19 protein-coding genes are annotated in these 16,304 nt (G+C 69.1%); 11 read left to right on the forward strand and 8 right to left on the reverse strand.

Annotation, left to right across the window (positions count from 1 at the left end; genetic code table 11):
• Nucleotides 1–12: 12 nt before the first annotated feature.
• Genes AC2SGK_RS10665 through AC2SGK_RS10675 form a run of 3 tightly spaced genes read right to left on the reverse strand, consistent with a single transcriptional unit; the run spans nucleotide 13 to nucleotide 2,404 of the window.
• A complete protein-coding gene (locus AC2SGK_RS10665) occupies nucleotides 13–942 on the reverse strand; it encodes a DMT family transporter (RefSeq protein ID WP_488323529.1) in 930 nt (309 codons plus the stop codon).
• Nucleotides 939–1,505 carry a peroxidase-related enzyme gene (locus AC2SGK_RS10670; RefSeq protein ID WP_488323530.1) on the reverse strand — a complete coding sequence of 189 codons (567 nt, stop codon included), beginning with the start codon at nucleotides 1,503–1,505 and terminating at the stop codon, nucleotides 939–941. Before AC2SGK_RS10670 ends, AC2SGK_RS10665 begins: the two co-directional genes overlap by 4 nt.
• Nucleotides 1,506–1,558: 53 nt before the next feature.
• Nucleotides 1,559–2,404: a LysR family transcriptional regulator gene (locus AC2SGK_RS10675; RefSeq protein WP_488323531.1), complete on the reverse strand. Its 846-nt coding sequence runs from the start codon at nucleotides 2,402–2,404 to the stop codon at nucleotides 1,559–1,561.
• Nucleotides 2,405–2,505: 101 nt separating this feature from the next.
• On the opposite strand from AC2SGK_RS10675, the gene AC2SGK_RS10680 reads away from it, so the two are divergent.
• From AC2SGK_RS10680 to rpmE, 9 genes are all read left to right on the forward strand, one after another.
• Nucleotides 2,506–3,096, forward strand: a complete 591-nt coding sequence (locus tag AC2SGK_RS10680; protein WP_488323532.1) for an FMN-dependent NADH-azoreductase — start codon at nucleotides 2,506–2,508, stop codon at nucleotides 3,094–3,096.
• A gap of 468 nt (nucleotides 3,097–3,564) precedes the next feature.
• On the forward strand, nucleotides 3,565–5,061 hold the full coding sequence (ffh, locus tag AC2SGK_RS10685; RefSeq protein WP_488323533.1) for a signal recognition particle protein: 1,497 nt from the start codon (nucleotides 3,565–3,567) through the stop codon (nucleotides 5,059–5,061).
• A complete protein-coding gene (locus AC2SGK_RS10690; protein WP_488323534.1) occupies nucleotides 5,058–5,600 on the forward strand; it encodes a GNAT family N-acetyltransferase in 543 nt (180 codons plus the stop codon). Before ffh ends, AC2SGK_RS10690 begins: the two co-directional genes overlap by 4 nt.
• The gene (locus AC2SGK_RS10695) at nucleotides 5,597–5,893 is read left to right on the forward strand and encodes a chorismate mutase (RefSeq protein WP_119887517.1); all 297 of its coding nucleotides are present in this window, start codon (nucleotides 5,597–5,599) and stop codon (nucleotides 5,891–5,893) included. Before AC2SGK_RS10690 ends, AC2SGK_RS10695 begins: the two co-directional genes overlap by 4 nt.
• A gap of 28 nt (nucleotides 5,894–5,921) precedes the next feature.
• Complete coding sequence (gene rpsP / locus AC2SGK_RS10700; RefSeq protein WP_488323535.1) at nucleotides 5,922–6,278, forward strand: 30S ribosomal protein S16; 357 nt, start codon at nucleotides 5,922–5,924, stop codon at nucleotides 6,276–6,278.
• 84 nt (nucleotides 6,279–6,362) lie between these two features.
• A complete protein-coding gene (gene rimM, locus AC2SGK_RS10705) occupies nucleotides 6,363–6,884 on the forward strand; it encodes a ribosome maturation factor RimM (protein ID WP_488323536.1) in 522 nt (173 codons plus the stop codon).
• Entirely contained in the window at nucleotides 6,881–7,756 is an 876-nt protein-coding gene (gene trmD / locus AC2SGK_RS10710) for a tRNA (guanosine(37)-N1)-methyltransferase TrmD (RefSeq protein WP_488323537.1), read from the forward strand. The genes rimM and trmD overlap by 4 nt, the downstream gene beginning before the upstream one ends.
• Entirely contained in the window at nucleotides 7,753–8,136 is a 384-nt protein-coding gene (rplS, locus tag AC2SGK_RS10715; protein WP_411837455.1) for a 50S ribosomal protein L19, read from the forward strand. The genes trmD and rplS overlap by 4 nt, the downstream gene beginning before the upstream one ends.
• A gap of 14 nt (nucleotides 8,137–8,150) precedes the next feature.
• Nucleotides 8,151–8,372, forward strand: a complete 222-nt coding sequence (gene rpmE / locus AC2SGK_RS10720) for a 50S ribosomal protein L31 (protein ID WP_488323538.1) — start codon at nucleotides 8,151–8,153, stop codon at nucleotides 8,370–8,372.
• A 60-nt stretch (nucleotides 8,373–8,432) separates the two neighbouring features.
• Here rpmE and AC2SGK_RS10725 read toward each other — a convergent pair whose 3' ends face one another.
• Both AC2SGK_RS10725 and AC2SGK_RS10730 read right to left on the reverse strand, forming a co-directional pair.
• Nucleotides 8,433–9,356 carry an acyltransferase family protein gene (locus AC2SGK_RS10725; protein ID WP_488323539.1) on the reverse strand — a complete coding sequence of 308 codons (924 nt, stop codon included), beginning with the start codon at nucleotides 9,354–9,356 and terminating at the stop codon, nucleotides 8,433–8,435.
• Between the two features lie 82 nt (nucleotides 9,357–9,438).
• The gene (locus tag AC2SGK_RS10730) at nucleotides 9,439–11,397 is read right to left on the reverse strand and encodes a methylmalonyl-CoA mutase family protein (RefSeq protein ID WP_488323540.1); all 1,959 of its coding nucleotides are present in this window, start codon (nucleotides 11,395–11,397) and stop codon (nucleotides 9,439–9,441) included.
• 210 nt (nucleotides 11,398–11,607) lie between these two features.
• Between AC2SGK_RS10730 and ccrA the strand changes: the two genes are divergently transcribed.
• A complete protein-coding gene (ccrA, locus tag AC2SGK_RS10735) occupies nucleotides 11,608–12,897 on the forward strand; it encodes a crotonyl-CoA carboxylase/reductase (RefSeq protein ID WP_488323541.1) in 1,290 nt (429 codons plus the stop codon).
• Nucleotides 12,898–12,978: 81 nt separating this feature from the next.
• Here ccrA and AC2SGK_RS10740 read toward each other — a convergent pair whose 3' ends face one another.
• Nucleotides 12,979–13,185: a hypothetical protein gene (locus AC2SGK_RS10740; RefSeq protein WP_488323542.1), complete on the reverse strand. Its 207-nt coding sequence runs from the start codon at nucleotides 13,183–13,185 to the stop codon at nucleotides 12,979–12,981.
• A gap of 96 nt (nucleotides 13,186–13,281) precedes the next feature.
• Between AC2SGK_RS10740 and AC2SGK_RS10745 the strand changes: the two genes are divergently transcribed.
• Complete coding sequence (locus AC2SGK_RS10745; protein ID WP_488323543.1) at nucleotides 13,282–14,808, forward strand: ATP-dependent DNA helicase; 1,527 nt, start codon at nucleotides 13,282–13,284, stop codon at nucleotides 14,806–14,808.
• Between the two features lie 69 nt (nucleotides 14,809–14,877).
• Here the strand turns inward: AC2SGK_RS10745 and AC2SGK_RS10750 are convergent, their stop codons facing one another.
• Together AC2SGK_RS10750 and AC2SGK_RS10755 are read right to left on the reverse strand one after the other, a co-directional pair.
• A complete protein-coding gene (locus tag AC2SGK_RS10750; RefSeq protein WP_488323544.1) occupies nucleotides 14,878–15,648 on the reverse strand; it encodes an EcsC family protein in 771 nt (256 codons plus the stop codon).
• Complete coding sequence (locus AC2SGK_RS10755; RefSeq protein WP_488323545.1) at nucleotides 15,620–16,216, reverse strand: GNAT family N-acetyltransferase; 597 nt, start codon at nucleotides 16,214–16,216, stop codon at nucleotides 15,620–15,622. The genes AC2SGK_RS10750 and AC2SGK_RS10755 overlap by 29 nt, the downstream gene beginning before the upstream one ends.
• Between the last annotated feature and the right edge of the window lie 88 nt (nucleotides 16,217–16,304).

Genomic DNA, 16,304 nt, shown 5'->3' on the forward strand with positions numbered 1-16,304 from the left:
GCGACCACGGCCCTATCCTGGCGGCGACCGGCGCCCGATCAGGCGACCGTCGATCATCGTCAGACCCAGCCCGATGACCGCCATGCCCAGAAGCTGCGTGGCCCCCAGCCGTTCGTCCAGGAGCAGCCAGCCCAGCAGGATCGCCGAGACCGGCACCAGAAACGTCACGAGGGAGATGTTCGTGGCCCCCACCCGCGCCAGGATGCGGAAGAACAGCACATAGGCCAGCCCCGTGCAGACCAGCCCCAGCGTGCCCAGCGCCAGCCAGACGCGCGCCGGTGCCGCGGGCGGCAGCCCGTGCTGCCACAGCGCCAGCGGCAGCAGCACCAGCGCCGATCCCGTGACCATCCCCGCCGCCGAGACCAGCGGATCGACCGCGCGCGCCCGGAACCGCCGACCGAAGGCCGCGGCGCAGGCATAGCTGACCGCCGCGCCCAGCATCGCCAGTTGCGGCCAGATCGGATGGCCCTGCCCCGCGGCCTTGTCCAGCCCGATCATCACCGCCACCCCGCCCAGGCCCAGCAGCACGCCCCCCAGCCGCATCAGGCCGGCCCGCTCATCCGCCAGCACCATGGTCGAGACCAGCACCGTGAACAGCGGCGTCGTGGCGTTCAGGATCGAGGCCAGCCCCGCCGGGATCTGCTGCTGCGCCAGCACGATCAGGCTGAACGGGATGACGTTGTTCAGCACCCCCATGACCACGAAGGCGCCCCACAGCCCCGCACCGCGCGGCAGGGGCCGCCCGCCGATCAAAACGACGCCCCACAGCACCGCCGCCGCGATGCCGACGCGCAGGCCGACCACCCAGAAGACCGGCATGTGACCGACGATGACCGCGATCAGGAAGAACGACCCGCCCCAGATCAGCGACAAGAGCCCCATCAGCGCCCAGTCGCGGGCGCTCATCCGGGCGCTGATGGCGGGGGCTGCGGCAAGGCTCATCGGCCCAGCATCAGGAAGTCGTCGTTCGGCATCAGGTCGGCCGCATTCGCCAGCCGGTTCGACATGGCGAAGAAGGCCGCGATGGCGCCGATGTCCCAGGCCTCGTCCCGGCTGAACCCGGCCTCGGCCAGGGCCGCGTGTTCCTCGGGGCCGATCTGATGGGCGGCGATGGCCACGCGCTCGGCATAGGTCAGCATGGCGCGGTGGCGCGGGCTCAGGTCGGCCTTGCGCCAGTTGACGGCCAGCTGGTCGGCGATGCGCGGATCGCGCGCCCGGATGCGCAGGATCGCCCCATGAGCGACGACGCAGTACAGGCACTGGTTCAGGCCGCTGGTGGCCACCACGATCATCTCGCGCTCGGCCTTGCTCAGGCCGTCGGCCTTGTCCATCAGCGCGTCGTGATAGGCGAAGAAGGCCCGGAACTCGGCCGGGCGATGCGCTAGCGCCAGGAAGATGTTGGGCACGAAGCCCGACTTCTCCTGCACGCGCAGGATCGCCTCGCGCAGGTCGGGCGGCAGGTCGTCCAGATCGGGCACGGGAAAGCGGCTGACGGGTCGGGTCATGGGTGGTCCTCCTTGCCGCGCAGCCTGCCCCAAGGCGCGCAGGGGCGAAAGCCCTAGCCGCCGCGCAGCGCCGCCAGCGCCGCCTGGACCTTGGGCGTGCGGTGCAGGTCGACATGCGTGACCAGCCACAGCGACGATTCCCATTCCGGCAGCCGCAGCGCGGGCACCAGCCCCTCGGCCAGGCGGTCGGGCAGCAGCCCCACCGCCAGCCCCGCCCGCACCACGGCGGCGCGGGCCGCGGCCTCGTTCGCGGTCAGCAGGATGTTCTCGGGGCCGATCCGCCCCTCCAGCCAGCGCATGGCGGGCGCGCCCCGCGCCTCGGGACCGGGCAGCGCATATCGGTGCGCGCGCGGGTCCTCCACCGGTCCGTGACGCTCCAGATAGGCGGGCGCGGCATAGAGGCATTGCGGCAGCCGCCCCAGGGGACGCACGACATAGTCCGGCTCGGTCGGCTCGGGGCCGCCGCGGATGGCGATATGCGCCTCTCCGGCGTCCAGCCGGAACAGACGCGCATCGGTGACATAGGTCACGCGCAGGTCGGGATGCCGCTCCAGCAGCGGGATCAGCCGCGGCATGACCAGGTCGATCAGCTCGGGCAGCGCGGTGATGATCAGCGCGCCCTCGATCCGCTCTCCGGCCCCGGCGATCTGCGCGGCCATCTGGGCAAAGCGCTCCTCGGCGGCGCCCGCCGCGCTCAGCAGCGTCCGGCCCGCCTCGGTCAGCGCGTATCCGCGTGTGTGGCGCTGGAACAGCCGCGCATGCAGCGCCGTCTCCAGCGCGTCGATGCGGCGGATGACCGTGGCGTGATGCACGCCCAGCTCGGCGGCCGCGCCGCTGACCGTGCCATGGCGCGCCACAGCCAGCGCCACGCGGATGTCGTCCCAGGATTCGATCTGCATGTGCATCCCCGCACAATGATTGCGCAACTATCGCCCTACCGTTCGCCAGTGCATAGACCTAAATCTGCTGCAATGCAGAATTAGCCGCATCGGAGCACGCCATGCACATCCTTCATCTCGACAGCGCCATCACCGGCGACGCCTCGGTCTCGCGCAACCTGACCGCCCAGATCGTCGCCCGCCTGACCGCCGCCGACCCGGCCGCCACCGTCACCTATCGCGACCTGGCCGCGGACGAGGTTCCGGTCATCGACGGCGCATGGTTCAAGGCCGTCCGCGTCGGCACCGACAGCCCCAGCCCCGAGGAGCAGGCCCAGATCCGCACCTCGGATACGCTTCTGGCCGAGGTGCAGGCCGCCGACACGCTGGTCATCGGCCTGCCCATCTACAACTTCTCGCTGCCCTCGCAGTTGAAGACCTGGCTGGACCAGATCGCCCGCGCGGGCGTCAGCTTCCGCTATACCGAGGCCGGCCCCGAAGGCCTGCTGACCGGCAAGCGGGCGATCGTGGCCTATACCGCCGCCGGCACGCCGATCGGCTCGGACATGGACCACGCTTCGGGCTATCTGCGCCACATGCTGGGCTTTCTGGGCATCACGGACGTGACCTTCGTGCCTGCCGACGGCCTGGCCTTCGACCGCGAGGCCGGCATGGCGCGCGCGCAACAGGTGATGGACCAGATCTCCGCCTGATCCCAACGGGCACGGCACGGTCACGCGCGCGGCGGGATGGGCGGATCGCTCATTCTGCGGCAGCCTCCTGCAACCGCGCCCGTCCGCTGCACCTCGCCCGCCGCGATCCTCCTGTCGCGGCGGCCGGTCTGCTGCCCCCCGCAACGCATGGCGGAAGCCGGACCTCAGCCGGGATCCGACCTCTCGCCGCGCAACCACCGCCTCGGCATCCCGAGGGCCGCCCGCTTGGCCGATCCGGAACCGAGCAGACCTTGCCCGGAGAAACCGGGGCCACCGCACAAGACCCCTGCCCTCAGGCATGGCACTCTGCCGAGCCCGCGTTGACAGGACCTGCCGCGCGCTGTAGAAGACCCTGAACTTTCCGGAAGCGCCGCCTTCCGGTCCCCGCGCCGATCGTGGGGATCGCCCCCCGTCAGCGCGTCGCGCCCACGGGGGCTAAACCGATTTGGAGCCATAGGAGGCCCGGCCATGTTCGAGAACCTTTCCGACCGTTTGGGCGGCGTCTTCGACCGGCTGACCAAGCAGGGCGCCCTGTCCGAGGAGGACGTCACCGCCGCCATGCGCGAGGTGCGCGTCGCTCTCCTGGAGGCAGACGTGTCGCTGCCGGTGGCGCGCAGCTTCGTCAAGGCGGTCACCGCCAAGGCCACCGGCTCTGCTGTCACCAAATCGGTCAGCCCCGGCCAGCAGGTCGTCAAGATCGTCCATGACGAGCTGATCCGCGTCCTTCAGGGCGACGACGCCCCCGAGGCGCTGCGCATCGACAACCCGCCCGCCGCCATCCTGATGGTCGGCCTGCAGGGTTCGGGCAAGACCACCACGACCGCGAAACTGGCCCTGCGCCTGAAGGACCGCGAGAAGAAGCGCGTGCTGATGGCGTCCCTGGACACCAACCGCCCCGCCGCGATGGAGCAGCTGGCCATCCTGGGCCAACAGATCGGCGTAGACACGCTGCCCATCGTGATGGGCCAGACCGCCGTGCAGATCGCACAGCGCGCCAAGACGCAGGCCTCGCTCGGCGGCTATGACGTGGTGATGCTGGACACCGCCGGCCGCCTGCATATCGACGAGGCGCTGATGACCCAGGTCCAGCAGGTGCGCGACATCGCGAACCCGCGCGAGACGCTGCTGGTCGTCGACGGCCTGACCGGTCAGGACGCCGTGAACGTCGCGACCGAGTTCGACGCCAAGGTCGGCGTCACCGGCGTGGTGCTGACCCGGATGGACGGGGATGGGCGCGGCGGTGCGGCCCTGTCGATGCGCGCCGTGACCGGCAAGCCGATCCGCTTCGTGGGTCTGGGCGAGAAGATGGACGCGCTGGAGACCTTCGACGCCAGCCGCGTCGCGGGCCGCATCCTGGGCATGGGCGACATCGTGGCCCTGGTCGAGAAGGCCCAGCAGGTCCTGGAGGTCGAGCAGGCCGAGCGCATGATGAAGCGGTTCCAGAAGGGCCTCTTCAACATGAACGACCTGCGCGGCCAGCTGGAGCAGATGCAGAAGATGGGCGGCATGTCCTCGGTCATGGGCATGATGCCCGGCATGGCCAAGATGGCCAAGCAGGCCGAGGCTGCGGGCTATGACGACAAGGTCGTCCGCCACCAGATCGCCCTGATCAATTCGATGACCAAGAAGGAACGGGCCAACCCGGACCTTCTGCAGGCCAGCCGCAAGAAGCGCATCGCCGCCGGCGCGGGCCTGGACGTGGCCGACCTGAACAAGCTCCTGAAGATGCAGAAGCAGATGGCCGACACGATGAAGAAGCTGGGCAAGATGGGCAAGGGCGGGCTGATGAAGCAGGCCATGCGCGCCATGACCGGCAAGGGCGGCGGCCTGCCCGACATGGAGAACCTGGACCCCGCCAAGATGGCCGAGGCCCAGAAGATGCTGGCCGATCCCAAGGGCCTGGGCGGGCAGCTGGGCCGTGCCGGCCTGCCCTCGGGCCTGGGCAACCTGTTCGGCAAGAAATGATCGCGCTGTCGCCCACCCCGGTTCTGGAGACGGAACGCCTGATCCTGCGCGCGCCGCAGGGCGGCGACTGGCCGCATTGGCGCAGCTTCTATCAGTCCGACCGCGCCCGCTTCGTGGGCGGCGGCACGACCGAGCCCAAGCCCGGCGCCTATTGGCGCACCTTCGGTCATGTGATCGGCCATTGGGCGATGCGCGGGTTCGGCATGTTCGTCTTCTGCCACAAGGGGCAGGAGGATCTGCCCCTGGGGATGACCGGCCCGTGGTTCCCCGATGGCTGGCCCGAGCGCGAGCTGGGCTGGACCGCATGGTCGCAGGCCGTGGAGGGCAAGGGCCTGGTGGCCGAGGCCGCCCGCGCCGCGCGCGAGCACGCCTTCCGCGATCTGGGCTGGACCACCGCCGTCAGCTATATCGACCCGGAGAACGCCCGCTCGATAGCGCTGGCCGAACGGCTTGGCGCGGTCCGAGACCGGGCGGCCGCGACCCCGGTCTTCGATCACCCCTGCATCGTCTACCGCCACCCCGCCCCGGAGGCCGCATGACCGACGCCACCGCCCGCGCCGCGGCCCTGCTGAAGGACCACCGCGCCAGCATCGACCGCCTTGACGCGATCCTGGTCTATACGCTGGCCGAGCGCTTCAAGCACACCCAATCCGTCGGCCGCCTCAAGGCCGACCACGACCTTCCGCCGTCCGATCCCTCGCGCGAGGCAAGCCAGATCGAACGCCTGGAACGCCTCGCGCGCGAGGCCGATCTCGACCCGGAATTCGCGCGCAAATTCCTGACCTTCGTGATCGCCGAAGTCATTCGGCACCACGAGCATTATCAGTCCTGACCGGACGACAACCCCAAGGAGACGACCCATGTCCATGAAGATCCGCTTGGCCCGTGGTGGCAGCAAGAAGCGCCCGCATTACGCCATCGTCGCGTCCGATTCACGCATGCCGCGCGACGGCCGCTTCATCGAGAAGCTGGGCACCTACAACCCGCTGCTGGCCAAGGACAGCGAAGAGCGCGTGAAGATGGATGTCGAGCGCATCCAGTACTGGCTGGGCCAGGGCGCACAGCCCACCGACCGCGTCGCCCGCTTCCTGGAGGCCGCCGGCGTCAAGGAGAAGGCCGAGCGCAAGAACATGAAGAAGGCCGAGCCGGGCAAGAAAGCCAAGGCCCGCGCCGAGGAGCGGGCCAAGAAGGCCGCCGCCCCGGCCGAAGCCGAGTGATCCGATGCTGGCGGGGGAAACCCCGCCAGTTCGTCTTTCAGGACCGGCCCGCGCGGGCCGGTTCGCGTCCATCAGGGGTGTGACATGACCCAAGACCGCATCTGCGTCGGTGCCATCGCCGGAGCCTTCGGGGTCCATGGCGAGGTGCGGCTCAAGAGCTTCTGCGCCGAACCCTCGGACATCGCGGCCTATGCCCCCATCACCACCGAGGACGGCGGCCGCCGCTTCACCATCCACCTAACCCGCCCGGTCACCGGCGGGCTGGGCGCGCGCATCGACGGCGTCTCGACCCGCGAGGAGGCCGAGGCCCTGCGCGGCGTGACGCTGTGGGTGCCGCGGTCGGTGCTGCCGTCGCTGCCCGACGACGAATTCTATCATGCCGACCTGATTGGGCTGGAGGTCGTCGATACCGGCGGCGCCCCCCTGGGCCGGGTGCGCGCGATCTTCGATCATGGCGCGGGTGACATCCTGGAGATCGTGGGCGCAAGCCGCAGCCTGATGCTGCCCTTCACCCGCGCCGTGGTGCCGACCGTCGATCTGACCGCCCGCCGCATCGTGGCGGACCCGCCCGCAGAGCTGGGCGACGACCCGGACGCACCCGCATGACCGACACGCCCACCCCCCGGTCGCACGGGCGGCTGGCCATCCGGCCCAGCCTGCGCCCGCGCGTCCTGATGGACGAGCCGCAGGTCGCGGGTGCCTGGACCGCGCGCATCGTCACCCTGTTCCCCGAGGCATTTCCCGGCATCCTGGGCCTGTCGCTGACCGGCAAGGCGCTGGCGCAGGGGCTGTGGAACCTCGAGACGATCGCGCTGCGCGAGCACGGCATCGGCCGGCACCGCAACGTGGACGACACGCCCGCGGGCGGCGGCGCGGGCATGGTGATCCGCCCCGACGTCCTGGACGCGGCGCTGCGCGAGGCGGGCGCCGGTCTGCCGGTCATCTACATGTCGCCGCGCGGCAAGCCGCTGACCCAGGCCCGCGCCCGCACCCTGGCCCAGGGCCCCGGAGTCACGCTGATCTGCGGCCGGTTCGAGGGCATCGACCAGCGCGTCCTGGACGCCCATGGCGTCGAGGAGGTCAGCATCGGCGATTATGTCCTGACCGGCGGAGAGATCGCCGCTCAGGTCTTGATCGATGCGACGGTCCGGCTTATACCGCGCGTGCTGGGCAATCATGATTCCCTGGCCGAGGAATCCTTTTCCATCGGCAATCGGGGTCTCCTGGAAGCGCCGCAGTTCACCAAGCCCGCCCTTTGGGATGGTCGCGAGATCCCGCCGGTCCTGCTGTCGGGTAATCATGCCGCCATCGCCGCCTGGCGGGCCGGTGAGGCCGAGAGGCTGACCAAGGAACGCCGCCCCGATCTGTGGCGGGCATATGCGGAGACGCATGTGGACCCGGCAAAGGACCGACAGCGCTCGGGCGCATCAGACCAATCGCGGAACCACCGCGAGCAGACAGAGGAACCCAAGCGATGAACCTGATCGCACAGCTCGAAGCCGAGCAGATTGCCGAACTCGGCAAGAAGATCCCCGATTTCAAGGCCGGCGACACCATCCGTGTCGGCTACAAGGTGACCGAGGGCACCCGCACCCGCGTCCAGAACTACGAAGGCGTGTGCATCTCGCGCCGTGGCGGCGCGACCATCGCGGCCAGCTTCACGGTCCGCAAGATCAGCTTCGGCGAAGGCGTGGAGCGCGTGTTCCCGCTGTATTCGACCAACATCGATTCGATCGAGGTCGTGCGTCGCGGCAAGGTCCGTCGCGCCAAGCTGTACTATCTGCGCGATCGTCGCGGCAAGTCGGCCCGCATCGTCGAGAAGACCAACTACCGTCCCCTGTCGGACGCGAAAGCCTGAGCCGAGGTCACGCCATGAAAAAAGACATCCACCCCGACTATCACATGATCTCGGTCAAGATGACCGACGGCACCACCTACCAGACGCGCTCCACCTGGGGTTCGGACGGTGAGACCATGTCGCTGGACATCGACCCGACCTCGCACCCGGCCTGGACCGGCGGCTCGTCGCGCCTGATGGATGCGGGCGGCCGCGTCTCCAAGTTCAAGTCGAAGTACGCGGGCCTGGGCTTCTGAGCCCTTCCGCCATCGACTGCCGCGACGCCGCCCTCCGGGGCGGCGTCTTGCATTGGCGCGTCAGGTGAAGAAGGCCAGAATCGGTCGGCGCCGCGGCGCGCCCAGCCACAGGGCGATCCCCAGGCAGGTCACCATGATCGCCAGCGCCTTGGCATCGCCCTCCAGCCCGAAGCGGCTGGCGCAGATCATGATCATCACATGGATGAAATAGACGAAGGCCGCGGTGCTGGCCGCGCGCTTGCCGTCCCACCGGCCATGGATGCCCTGCGCGGCCAGGAACAGCAGCGGCGCGGCCACCAGCAGCGACAGCATCATGTCGACGCCCCACCCGCCCCCGGCGATCCAACGCCAGATCAGGCTCTCGACCATCACGGACAAAAGCGCCAGCACCGCCAGAAGCCGCGCGCGGCGGCGCAGCCGCTCCGGCACGCCATGCGCCAGAAGCCAGCCCAAGGCGAAGAACGGAAAGATCGTGAACAGCCCGTTGCGGTAATAGTCCAGCGGGATGTCGGCCACCCCCGCCAGGACCAGTGCCTGCAGCGTCAGCCCGGTCGCGGCCATCGCCGCCGCCGCCACGGCGACGGGCAGCGGCCGACGCATCAGCGCCACCAGCACCGCCCCGACCAGCAGCCCCGGCAGGAACCACAGGTGGAAATAGCCGAAGACCACCGTGCGGATCAGGTGCCACGCCCCCGTTAGGTCCGGCCCCCAGATCGGCAGATAGATCACCATCCACAGCCCATAGAGTGACGCGATGCGCCGCAGGGAGGACCCGGCCCGCCCGCCCCGCATCGCCGCCAGGAAGAAGTAGCCCGAGATCAGCGCGAAGACCGGCACCGCCAGCCGATAGAGCCCGTTGAACAACACCTGCTTGACCAAGGCCGGCGCGGCATCCGGGAAGCCGGTATGCAGCGCGATGACGCTCAGCGCCAGCAGGATGCGCAGCGGGTCGATGGCGCTGTCGCGCGCGGGGGTCTGGGTCATGACGCGGCCTTTCCTCAAGCCCTGTCAACGGCTTGGCCGAGATCCGGTTCACTCGGGGCGGGCGGTTTCCGCGCCTTGGGCGTCAGGCCGCCGCCGCACCCGGTTCGGCCAGCCCCACGATGTCCATCATGATGGTGTTCAGCTGGAAATCCTTGGGCGTATAGACGCGCGCGACCCCCATCGCCATCAGCCGCGCCGCGTCCTCGTCGGGAATGATGCCGCCCACGACCACGGGCACATGGCCCAGCCCCGCGGCCCGCATCCGTGCCATCAGGTCCTCGATCAGCGGCAGGTGGCTGCCCGACAGGATCGAAAGGCCGACGACATGGGCATCCTCCTCCTGCGCGCGGGCGACGATGGCCTCGGGGGTCAGGCGGATGCCCTCATAGGTGATGTCCATGCCGCAGTCGCGCGCGCGGACGGCGATCTGCTCGGCCCCGTTGGAGTGACCGTCCAGGCCCGGCTTGCCCACCAGGAACTTCAGCCGACGCCCCAGGCGGGCGCTGACCGCATCCACCGCCTCGCGGATCTCCTCCAGCCCCTCGGTGCGGTTGGACGGGCTGCGCGCGACGCCGGTCGGCCCGCGATACTCGCCATGCACCGCCCGCATCACGCCCGCCCATTCGCCGGTCGTCACCCCGGCCCGCGCCGCCGCGATGGAGGGCGGCATGACGTTGTCGCCCCTCTGCGCCGCAAGGCGCAGCGCGGCGAGGGCGGCCTCTACGGCCCCCTCGTCGCGGGTCCCGCGCCAGGCGTTCAGCCGGGCGATCTGGTCAGCCTCGACCGCCGGATCGACGGTCATGATCCCGCCATCCCCCGCCGTCAGCGGCGACGGCTCGGCCTGCTGCCAGCGGTTGACGCCGACCACGACCGTCTCGTTCGTCTCGATCCGCCCCAGACGGGCGGCATTCGACTCGACCAGCCGGGCCTTCATGTAGTCGATCGCCGCGATCGCGCCGCCCATCCCGTCCAGCGCCGCCAGCTCCTCGCGCGCACCCTGCTTCAGCGCCTCGACCCGCGCCGCGATGACCGGGTTTCCGTCGAACAGGTCGCCGTATTCCAGCAGGTCGGTCTCGTAGGCCAGGATCTGCTGCATCCGCAGCGACCATTGCTGATCCCAGGGTCGGGGCAGGCCCAGGGCCTCGTTCCAGGCGGGCAGCTGCACCGCGCGGGCGCGGGCGTTCTTGGACAGCGTGACGGCCAGCATCTCCAGCAGGATGCGATAGACGTTGTTCTCGGGCTGCTGCTCGGTCAGGCCCAGGCTGTTGACCTGCACACCGTAGCGGAAGCGGCGGTACTTCTCCTCGGCGATGCCGTATCGGTCGCGGGTGATCTCGTCCCACAGCTCGGTGAAGGCGCGCATCTTGCACAGCTCGGTGACGAAGCGGATGCCCGCGTTGACGAAAAAGCTGATCCGCCCGACCATCTCGGGGAAGCTCTCCGCCGGCACCTTGCCCTTCAGGTCGTCCAGCACCGCGATGGCGGTGGCCAGCGCATAGGACAGCTCCTGCTCGGGCGTCGCCCCCGCCTCCTGCAGATGATAGGAGCAGACGTTCATCGGGTTCCATTTCGGCAGATGCTGCCGGGTATAGGCCGCGATGTCGGTGATCATCGCCAAGGACGGCTTCGGCGGGCAGATATAGGTCCCGCGCGACAGGTATTCTTTGATCAGGTCGTTCTGGACCGTCCCCTGCAGACGGGTGACATCGGCCCCCTGCTCCTCGGCTACCGCGATGTACAGCGACAACAGCCACGGCGCGGTCGCGTTGATCGTCATGGAGGTGTTCATCTGCTCCAGCGGGATCCGGTCAAACAGCGCGCGCATGTCGCCCAGATGGCAGATGGGCACGCCGACCTTGCCGACCTCGCCCCGCGCCAGGATGTGGTCGCTGTCATAGCCGGTCTGGGTCGGCAGATCGAACGCAACCGACAGGCCGGTCTGCCCCTTGGCCAGGTTCGTGCGATAGAGCGCGTTCGATTTCGCCGCCGTGGAATGACCCGCATAGGTGCGGAACAGCCAGGGCTTGTCCTTGTCGGCCATAAAGTCTCTCCGCAAGAATATTTCTGCTTCATTCTGCTTATAGATACAAAACTGCGCCGTCAATTCGCCGCAGCGCGGCGGATGCTGCAGCGCGTCAGAAACTTTGTTGCGCATAAATATCTATTGCGGTTGCATTGTTGCTTTCATGATTGTATCACCGCCTCATCAGGCGCATTGATTCTGCGCTGCGGCACTGGACAGGAGAAGCAGATGGCCCTCGACGCACCGACCCCGATCGCGCCCTACAATGCGCCCGTCAAAGACCTCTATGAGGTCGGAGAGATGCCGCCTCTGGGCCATGTCCCCGCGCGGATGCATGCCTGGGCGATCCGCCGCGAGAGGCAAGGAGAGCCCGATCAGGCCATGCAGCTGGAGGTCGTGGACACCCCCGCCATCGACAGCAACGAGGTGCTGGTCCTGGTGATGGCGGCGGGCGTCAACTACAACGGGATCTGGGCGGGTCTGGGCAAGCCGATCAGCATGTTCGACGTGCACAAGCAGCCCTATCACATCGCCGGATCGGACGCGTCCGGCATCGTTTGGGCCGTGGGCGACAAGGTCAAGCGCTGGAAGGTCGGGGACGAGGTCGTCATCCATTGCAACCAGGACGACGGCGATGACGAGCATTGCAACGGCGGCGACCCGATGTATTCGCCCACGCAGCGGATCTGGGGATACGAGACGCCGGACGGCAGCTTTGCCCAGTTCACCCGCGTGCAGGCCCAGCAGCTGATGCCCCGGCCGCGCCACCTGACCTGGGAAGAATCGGCCTGCTATACGCTGACCCTGGCCACCGCCTATCGGATGCTGTTCGGGCACGAGCCGCACGAGCTGAAGCCGGGCATGAACGTCCTGGTCTGGGGCGCGTCGGGGGGCTTGGGCTCCTATGCGATCCAGCTGATCAACGCGGCGGGCGGCAATGCCATCGGCGTCATCAGCGAGGAGGACAAGCGCGACTTCGTCATGGGGCTGGGCGCGAAAGGGGTCATCAACCGCAAGGAATTCCGCTGCTGGGGGCAGCTGCCCACGGTGAACACGCCGGAATACAAGGAGTGGTTCAACGAGGCGCGCAAGTTCGGCGCGGCGATCTGGGACATCACCGGCAAGGGCAACAACGTGGACATCGTCTTCGAGCATCCGGGCGAGGCGACCTTCCCGGTCAGCACCCTGGTCTGCAAGAAGGGCGGCATGGTGGTGATCTGCGCGGGGACGACCGGGTTCAACTGCACCTTTGACGTGCGGTACCTGTGGATGCATCAGAAGCGCATCCAGGGGTCGCATTTCGCGCATCTGAAGCAGGCCAGCGCCGCGAACAAGCTGATGCTGGAGCGGCGCCTGGACCCCTGCATGTCCGAGGTCTTCCCCTGGGCCGAGATCCCGGCCGCGCACATGATGATGCTGCGCAACCAGCACAAGCCGGGCAACATGGCGGTGCTGGTCCAATCGCCGCGGACCGGGCTGCGCACCTTTGAGGATGCGCTGGAGGCCGGCCGGCGCTGACCTGCGTCCCGCGACGTGCCGGGGGGCCTGCCGCCCCCCGGACCCCCCGCCCACCGCATGACAACGGACCGGTCCTGCGCATCACGCCTTGCGGTCACCCTCGCCGGCGCGACGGCATTTCCATTCGCGCACCTGTTCGGCCGGATGCGTGGCGATCCATTTCGCCAGCTCGTTCTGGCTCTGCAGCATGCAGGTGAAGAGGCCGTTCTGCTCCTCGAACAGCAGGCTGTGGTCGGTGCAGCGCTGGGGGTCGGCCAGAAGGCAGGTGACGAAGAACAGTTCGATCATCGCGTCTCTCCTGTGGGGGCGCCCGCAGGCACGGTGGCCGGGGCGGAAAAGTTGCGCGGCCTTTGCCTTTCGGCCCGGGCAGGCTATGGGACAGGCATGAGCACCCCCGCCCCGCCCCTGTCCGCCGATCAGGCCGATGCCTGGGATACCCTGGCCGAGACCTTTGCCGCCGCCGGCATCGACATTATCGCAGAGGAGCTGCATCCGCCCCAGTCGGGTAAAGGTCGGGTGATGGCGGTGATCGGCAAGGCCGGTTCGGGCAAGACGCTGATGCTGTCGATGATCACCAAGGCCCTGCTGGAGGCCGGGGTCGAGCTGATCAGCCCCGATTACGAGGGGCGCCGCCGCAAGGACCGACGCAGCGTTGCGATTCTGGCGCCCACCAACAAGGCGGCCTTCGTGCTGCGCATGCGCGGCGTGCCGGCCACCACGATTCACCGGATCCTGTACACCCCCGTCTATGACCCGCAATACGAGAAGATCGCCGAATGGCTGACCGGCAGCGCCGAGCGCCCGGTGATCGAGGACCTGTCTGACCAGGCGCTGGACCGGGCCAAGGCCTTCTACGACCAGAACGCGTCGATCCCGGGCGCCCTGGCCACGGCGGGGCTGCGCGGGTCGGACTTCATCCGCGGCTGGACCCGGCGCGAGGAGGGCCTGGATGTCGGGCTGATCGACGAGGCCTCGATGCTGGACGAGAAGCAGTTCGAGGACCTGCGCGAGATCTTTCCGGTGCTGGTCCTGTTCGGCGATCCGGCGCAGCTGGCCCCGGTGGGTCAGTCCGGAGAGATGGTGTTCGACAAGCTGGCCGCGCCGCAGCGGCTGATGCTGAACCGCATCCACCGCCAGGCCGACGACAGCCCGATCCTGGACCTGGCCCATGCGCTGGCCGACGATCAGCTGGGCTTCGACGCGTTCGAGGGGATGATCCGCGCGGCGGCACGGAAGGACGACCGCGTGGTCTGGGCCGAGCGGGTGGAGAGCGACCTGATGGCGCGCAGCCCGGTGCTGGTCTGGCGCAACGCGACGCGCATCCGGCTGATCCACGCCTTCCGCACGGCCTTCGGCGCGCCGGGGGATGCGCTTTTGCCCGGAGAGCCGCTGATCTGCGACGGGCTGGAGCTGCCGCTGAAGCATCGCAAGAAGCGGATCGATCTGGAGGCGCGCGGCCTGATCAAGGGCGCCCAGGTCGTCTATCTGGGACCGGGGCGCAAGCCGGGCTTCTCGCGGCTGCACGTGATCGGGGCGGAGGACCCGCGGCTGTCCGCCGCCAGCATCGTCAAGATCGAGATGCCGGACGAGGAGGAGCCCTTCATCCCCTATGCGGCGCGGATGGGGGCGGCCTTCCTGCACGGGGCGGCAGTGACGATCCACAAGGCGCAGGGCAGCCAGTGGCAAGAAGTGCAGGTCTTTGGCCCGGACATCAGCGCGGCGGCCTGGTCGAACCGGTCCGAGGCCGGGGTGCCGCTGTGGAAGCGGCTGACTTATGTCGCGATCACCCGCGCGCAGGAACGGCTGTACTGGGTGACGAAGGCGCGTCTGGCGCGACCCTCGGGACCGTTGAGCACCGACGACCTGCCGACCACGGCCACGGCACTGGCGCTGGACGCGGAGGACGGCTGACCTGCGTCCCGCGACGGGCCGGGGGGCCTGCCGCCCCCCGGACCCCCCGCTCACCGCAGAACAGCGGGGTCAGCGAGGTGCGGGTATCTGACGCTGGATCGAGAGGCGTAGGGCCTCGGTCAGGGCCTCGCGCGGCAGGCCGGTCTCGACCGAGAGGCGCATCAGGCCGAAATGCACCCGAGCCAGTTCCTGATAATAGCGCGCGAAGACGTAGTTGATCGAAGCGCCGACCACAGCCCCGAAGACGGGCGCGGCCTGCGCGGCCATCTTCTGGCCGAGAGAGATCGACAGGCGGGGCGCGACCTTGCTGACCAGGCTCTGCACCGTCTGGCCGGTGACCGACAGGCGCGCAGCCAGAAGGCCCAGATCGGTCTGGTCATCCTCGGCCATGGGACCGGCGGCGGCGAAGATGCGCAGGCATTCGACCCGCACCTCCTCGCTCTCGGGGTCGAAGCCGTGTTCGGCGGCGATGTCCAGCATCGCGCGCAGCAGCAGCGTCACGGTGAAGGGCAGCTCGACCAGCGCGCCGACGAAGCCGCCGACCCCGCCCGCAGCCCCGCTGACCGTGGAGGCCATGCGGTTGAACCAGTCGCCGCGATCGCGCACCACCTTGCGCGACCGGCTGGCCGCGCCGAAGGCCCGCATCAACGCCGCCTGCGTCACCCCATCCAGACGCGCGCGCACGAAGGTCGGCAGCCGCGCGATCAGGCCTTCGGCGCCGTCGCCCACGCGCTCCATCACCTTCATCCCCGGCCCGGACGCAGCCAGATAACGCATCGCCAGGCGGTCGATCTGCGCGTGAATCAGCGGATCAGTGATCGGCGGAAGAACAAGGGGCATCGGTTCTTTCATCGGAGGGCCTTTGCGGATGAGGTGCCGGACGGCAGGCGTCCGATGCGGATCCGGATCTGTGGGGCAGCGGCTCCAGGTCGCGTGCCACCGGCCCCGCGACACCAACCCAGGCCCCGGGCCGGAGTTCCAGCCCCAGGACCCGATCGGGGTTCGTGGGCGGCGGCATCACGACATCGTCAAGCTTGCGGAACCCGAACCGCCCGTAATAGGGCGCGTCCCCCACCAAGAGGACCCGGCCGAAGCCCATCTCGCGCGCCCGCGCCAGGCTGTCGCGCATCAGCAGCCCGCCCAGGCCCTCGCCCTGCGCAGTCGGATGCACCGCGATGGGTCCCAGAAGCAGCACCCGCCGCCCCGCGACGCGCACCGGCCAGTAACGGATCGCGGCCAGAAGGACGCCCGCCGAATTGCGCAGCAGCAGGCACAGCGGCGCCACCCGCGCCACCCCGTCGCGCAGCCGGTAGGAGGACAGAGCCGTCCTGCCCGGCGCAAAGCACAGGTCATAGAGGCCCTCGACCTCGGGCTCGTCCGCGGGGGTTTCGGGGCAGATCTCGAACATCGCGCCTCCTTGCTGTCGCGCGGGCCTTTAGCACGGGTGGACACCGTGCGAAACATTGCACCGCAGGAAAATCCGGGGCAGGTTGGCG

The organism is Paracoccus sp. NIOT.M2S5SZ12, assembly GCF_057748165.1.

Excerpts from the sequence above, each read along its gene's own strand:
- ccrA (WP_488323541.1), top strand. The coding sequence starts at position 11,608 with ATGGCCCTCGACGCACCGACCCCGATCGCGCCCTACAATGCGCCCGTC.
- AC2SGK_RS10680 (WP_488323532.1), top strand. The coding sequence starts at position 2,506 with ATGCACATCCTTCATCTCGACAGCGCCATCACCGGCGACGCCTCGGTC.
- AC2SGK_RS10665 (WP_488323529.1), bottom strand. The coding sequence starts at position 942 with ATGAGCCTTGCCGCAGCCCCCGCCATCAGCGCCCGGATGAGCGCCCGC.
- rpmE (WP_488323538.1), top strand. The coding sequence starts at position 8,151 with ATGAAAAAAGACATCCACCCCGACTATCACATGATCTCGGTCAAGATG.
- AC2SGK_RS10745 (WP_488323543.1), top strand. The coding sequence starts at position 13,282 with ATGAGCACCCCCGCCCCGCCCCTGTCCGCCGATCAGGCCGATGCCTGG.
- AC2SGK_RS10750 (WP_488323544.1), bottom strand. The coding sequence starts at position 15,648 with ATGCCCCTTGTTCTTCCGCCGATCACTGATCCGCTGATTCACGCGCAG.
- AC2SGK_RS10695 (WP_119887517.1), top strand. The coding sequence starts at position 5,597 with ATGACCGACGCCACCGCCCGCGCCGCGGCCCTGCTGAAGGACCACCGC.
- rpsP (WP_488323535.1), top strand. The coding sequence starts at position 5,922 with ATGTCCATGAAGATCCGCTTGGCCCGTGGTGGCAGCAAGAAGCGCCCG.
- AC2SGK_RS10670 (WP_488323530.1), bottom strand. The coding sequence starts at position 1,505 with ATGACCCGACCCGTCAGCCGCTTTCCCGTGCCCGATCTGGACGACCTG.
- AC2SGK_RS10725 (WP_488323539.1), bottom strand. The coding sequence starts at position 9,356 with ATGACCCAGACCCCCGCGCGCGACAGCGCCATCGACCCGCTGCGCATC.
- AC2SGK_RS10690 (WP_488323534.1), top strand. The coding sequence starts at position 5,058 with ATGATCGCGCTGTCGCCCACCCCGGTTCTGGAGACGGAACGCCTGATC.
- rimM (WP_488323536.1), top strand. The coding sequence starts at position 6,363 with ATGACCCAAGACCGCATCTGCGTCGGTGCCATCGCCGGAGCCTTCGGG.
- AC2SGK_RS10740 (WP_488323542.1), bottom strand. The coding sequence starts at position 13,185 with ATGATCGAACTGTTCTTCGTCACCTGCCTTCTGGCCGACCCCCAGCGC.
- ffh (WP_488323533.1), top strand. The coding sequence starts at position 3,565 with ATGTTCGAGAACCTTTCCGACCGTTTGGGCGGCGTCTTCGACCGGCTG.
- AC2SGK_RS10755 (WP_488323545.1), bottom strand. The coding sequence starts at position 16,216 with ATGTTCGAGATCTGCCCCGAAACCCCCGCGGACGAGCCCGAGGTCGAG.
- AC2SGK_RS10730 (WP_488323540.1), bottom strand. The coding sequence starts at position 11,397 with ATGGCCGACAAGGACAAGCCCTGGCTGTTCCGCACCTATGCGGGTCAT.
- rplS (WP_411837455.1), top strand. The coding sequence starts at position 7,753 with ATGAACCTGATCGCACAGCTCGAAGCCGAGCAGATTGCCGAACTCGGC.
- AC2SGK_RS10675 (WP_488323531.1), bottom strand. The coding sequence starts at position 2,404 with ATGCAGATCGAATCCTGGGACGACATCCGCGTGGCGCTGGCTGTGGCG.
- trmD (WP_488323537.1), top strand. The coding sequence starts at position 6,881 with ATGACCGACACGCCCACCCCCCGGTCGCACGGGCGGCTGGCCATCCGG.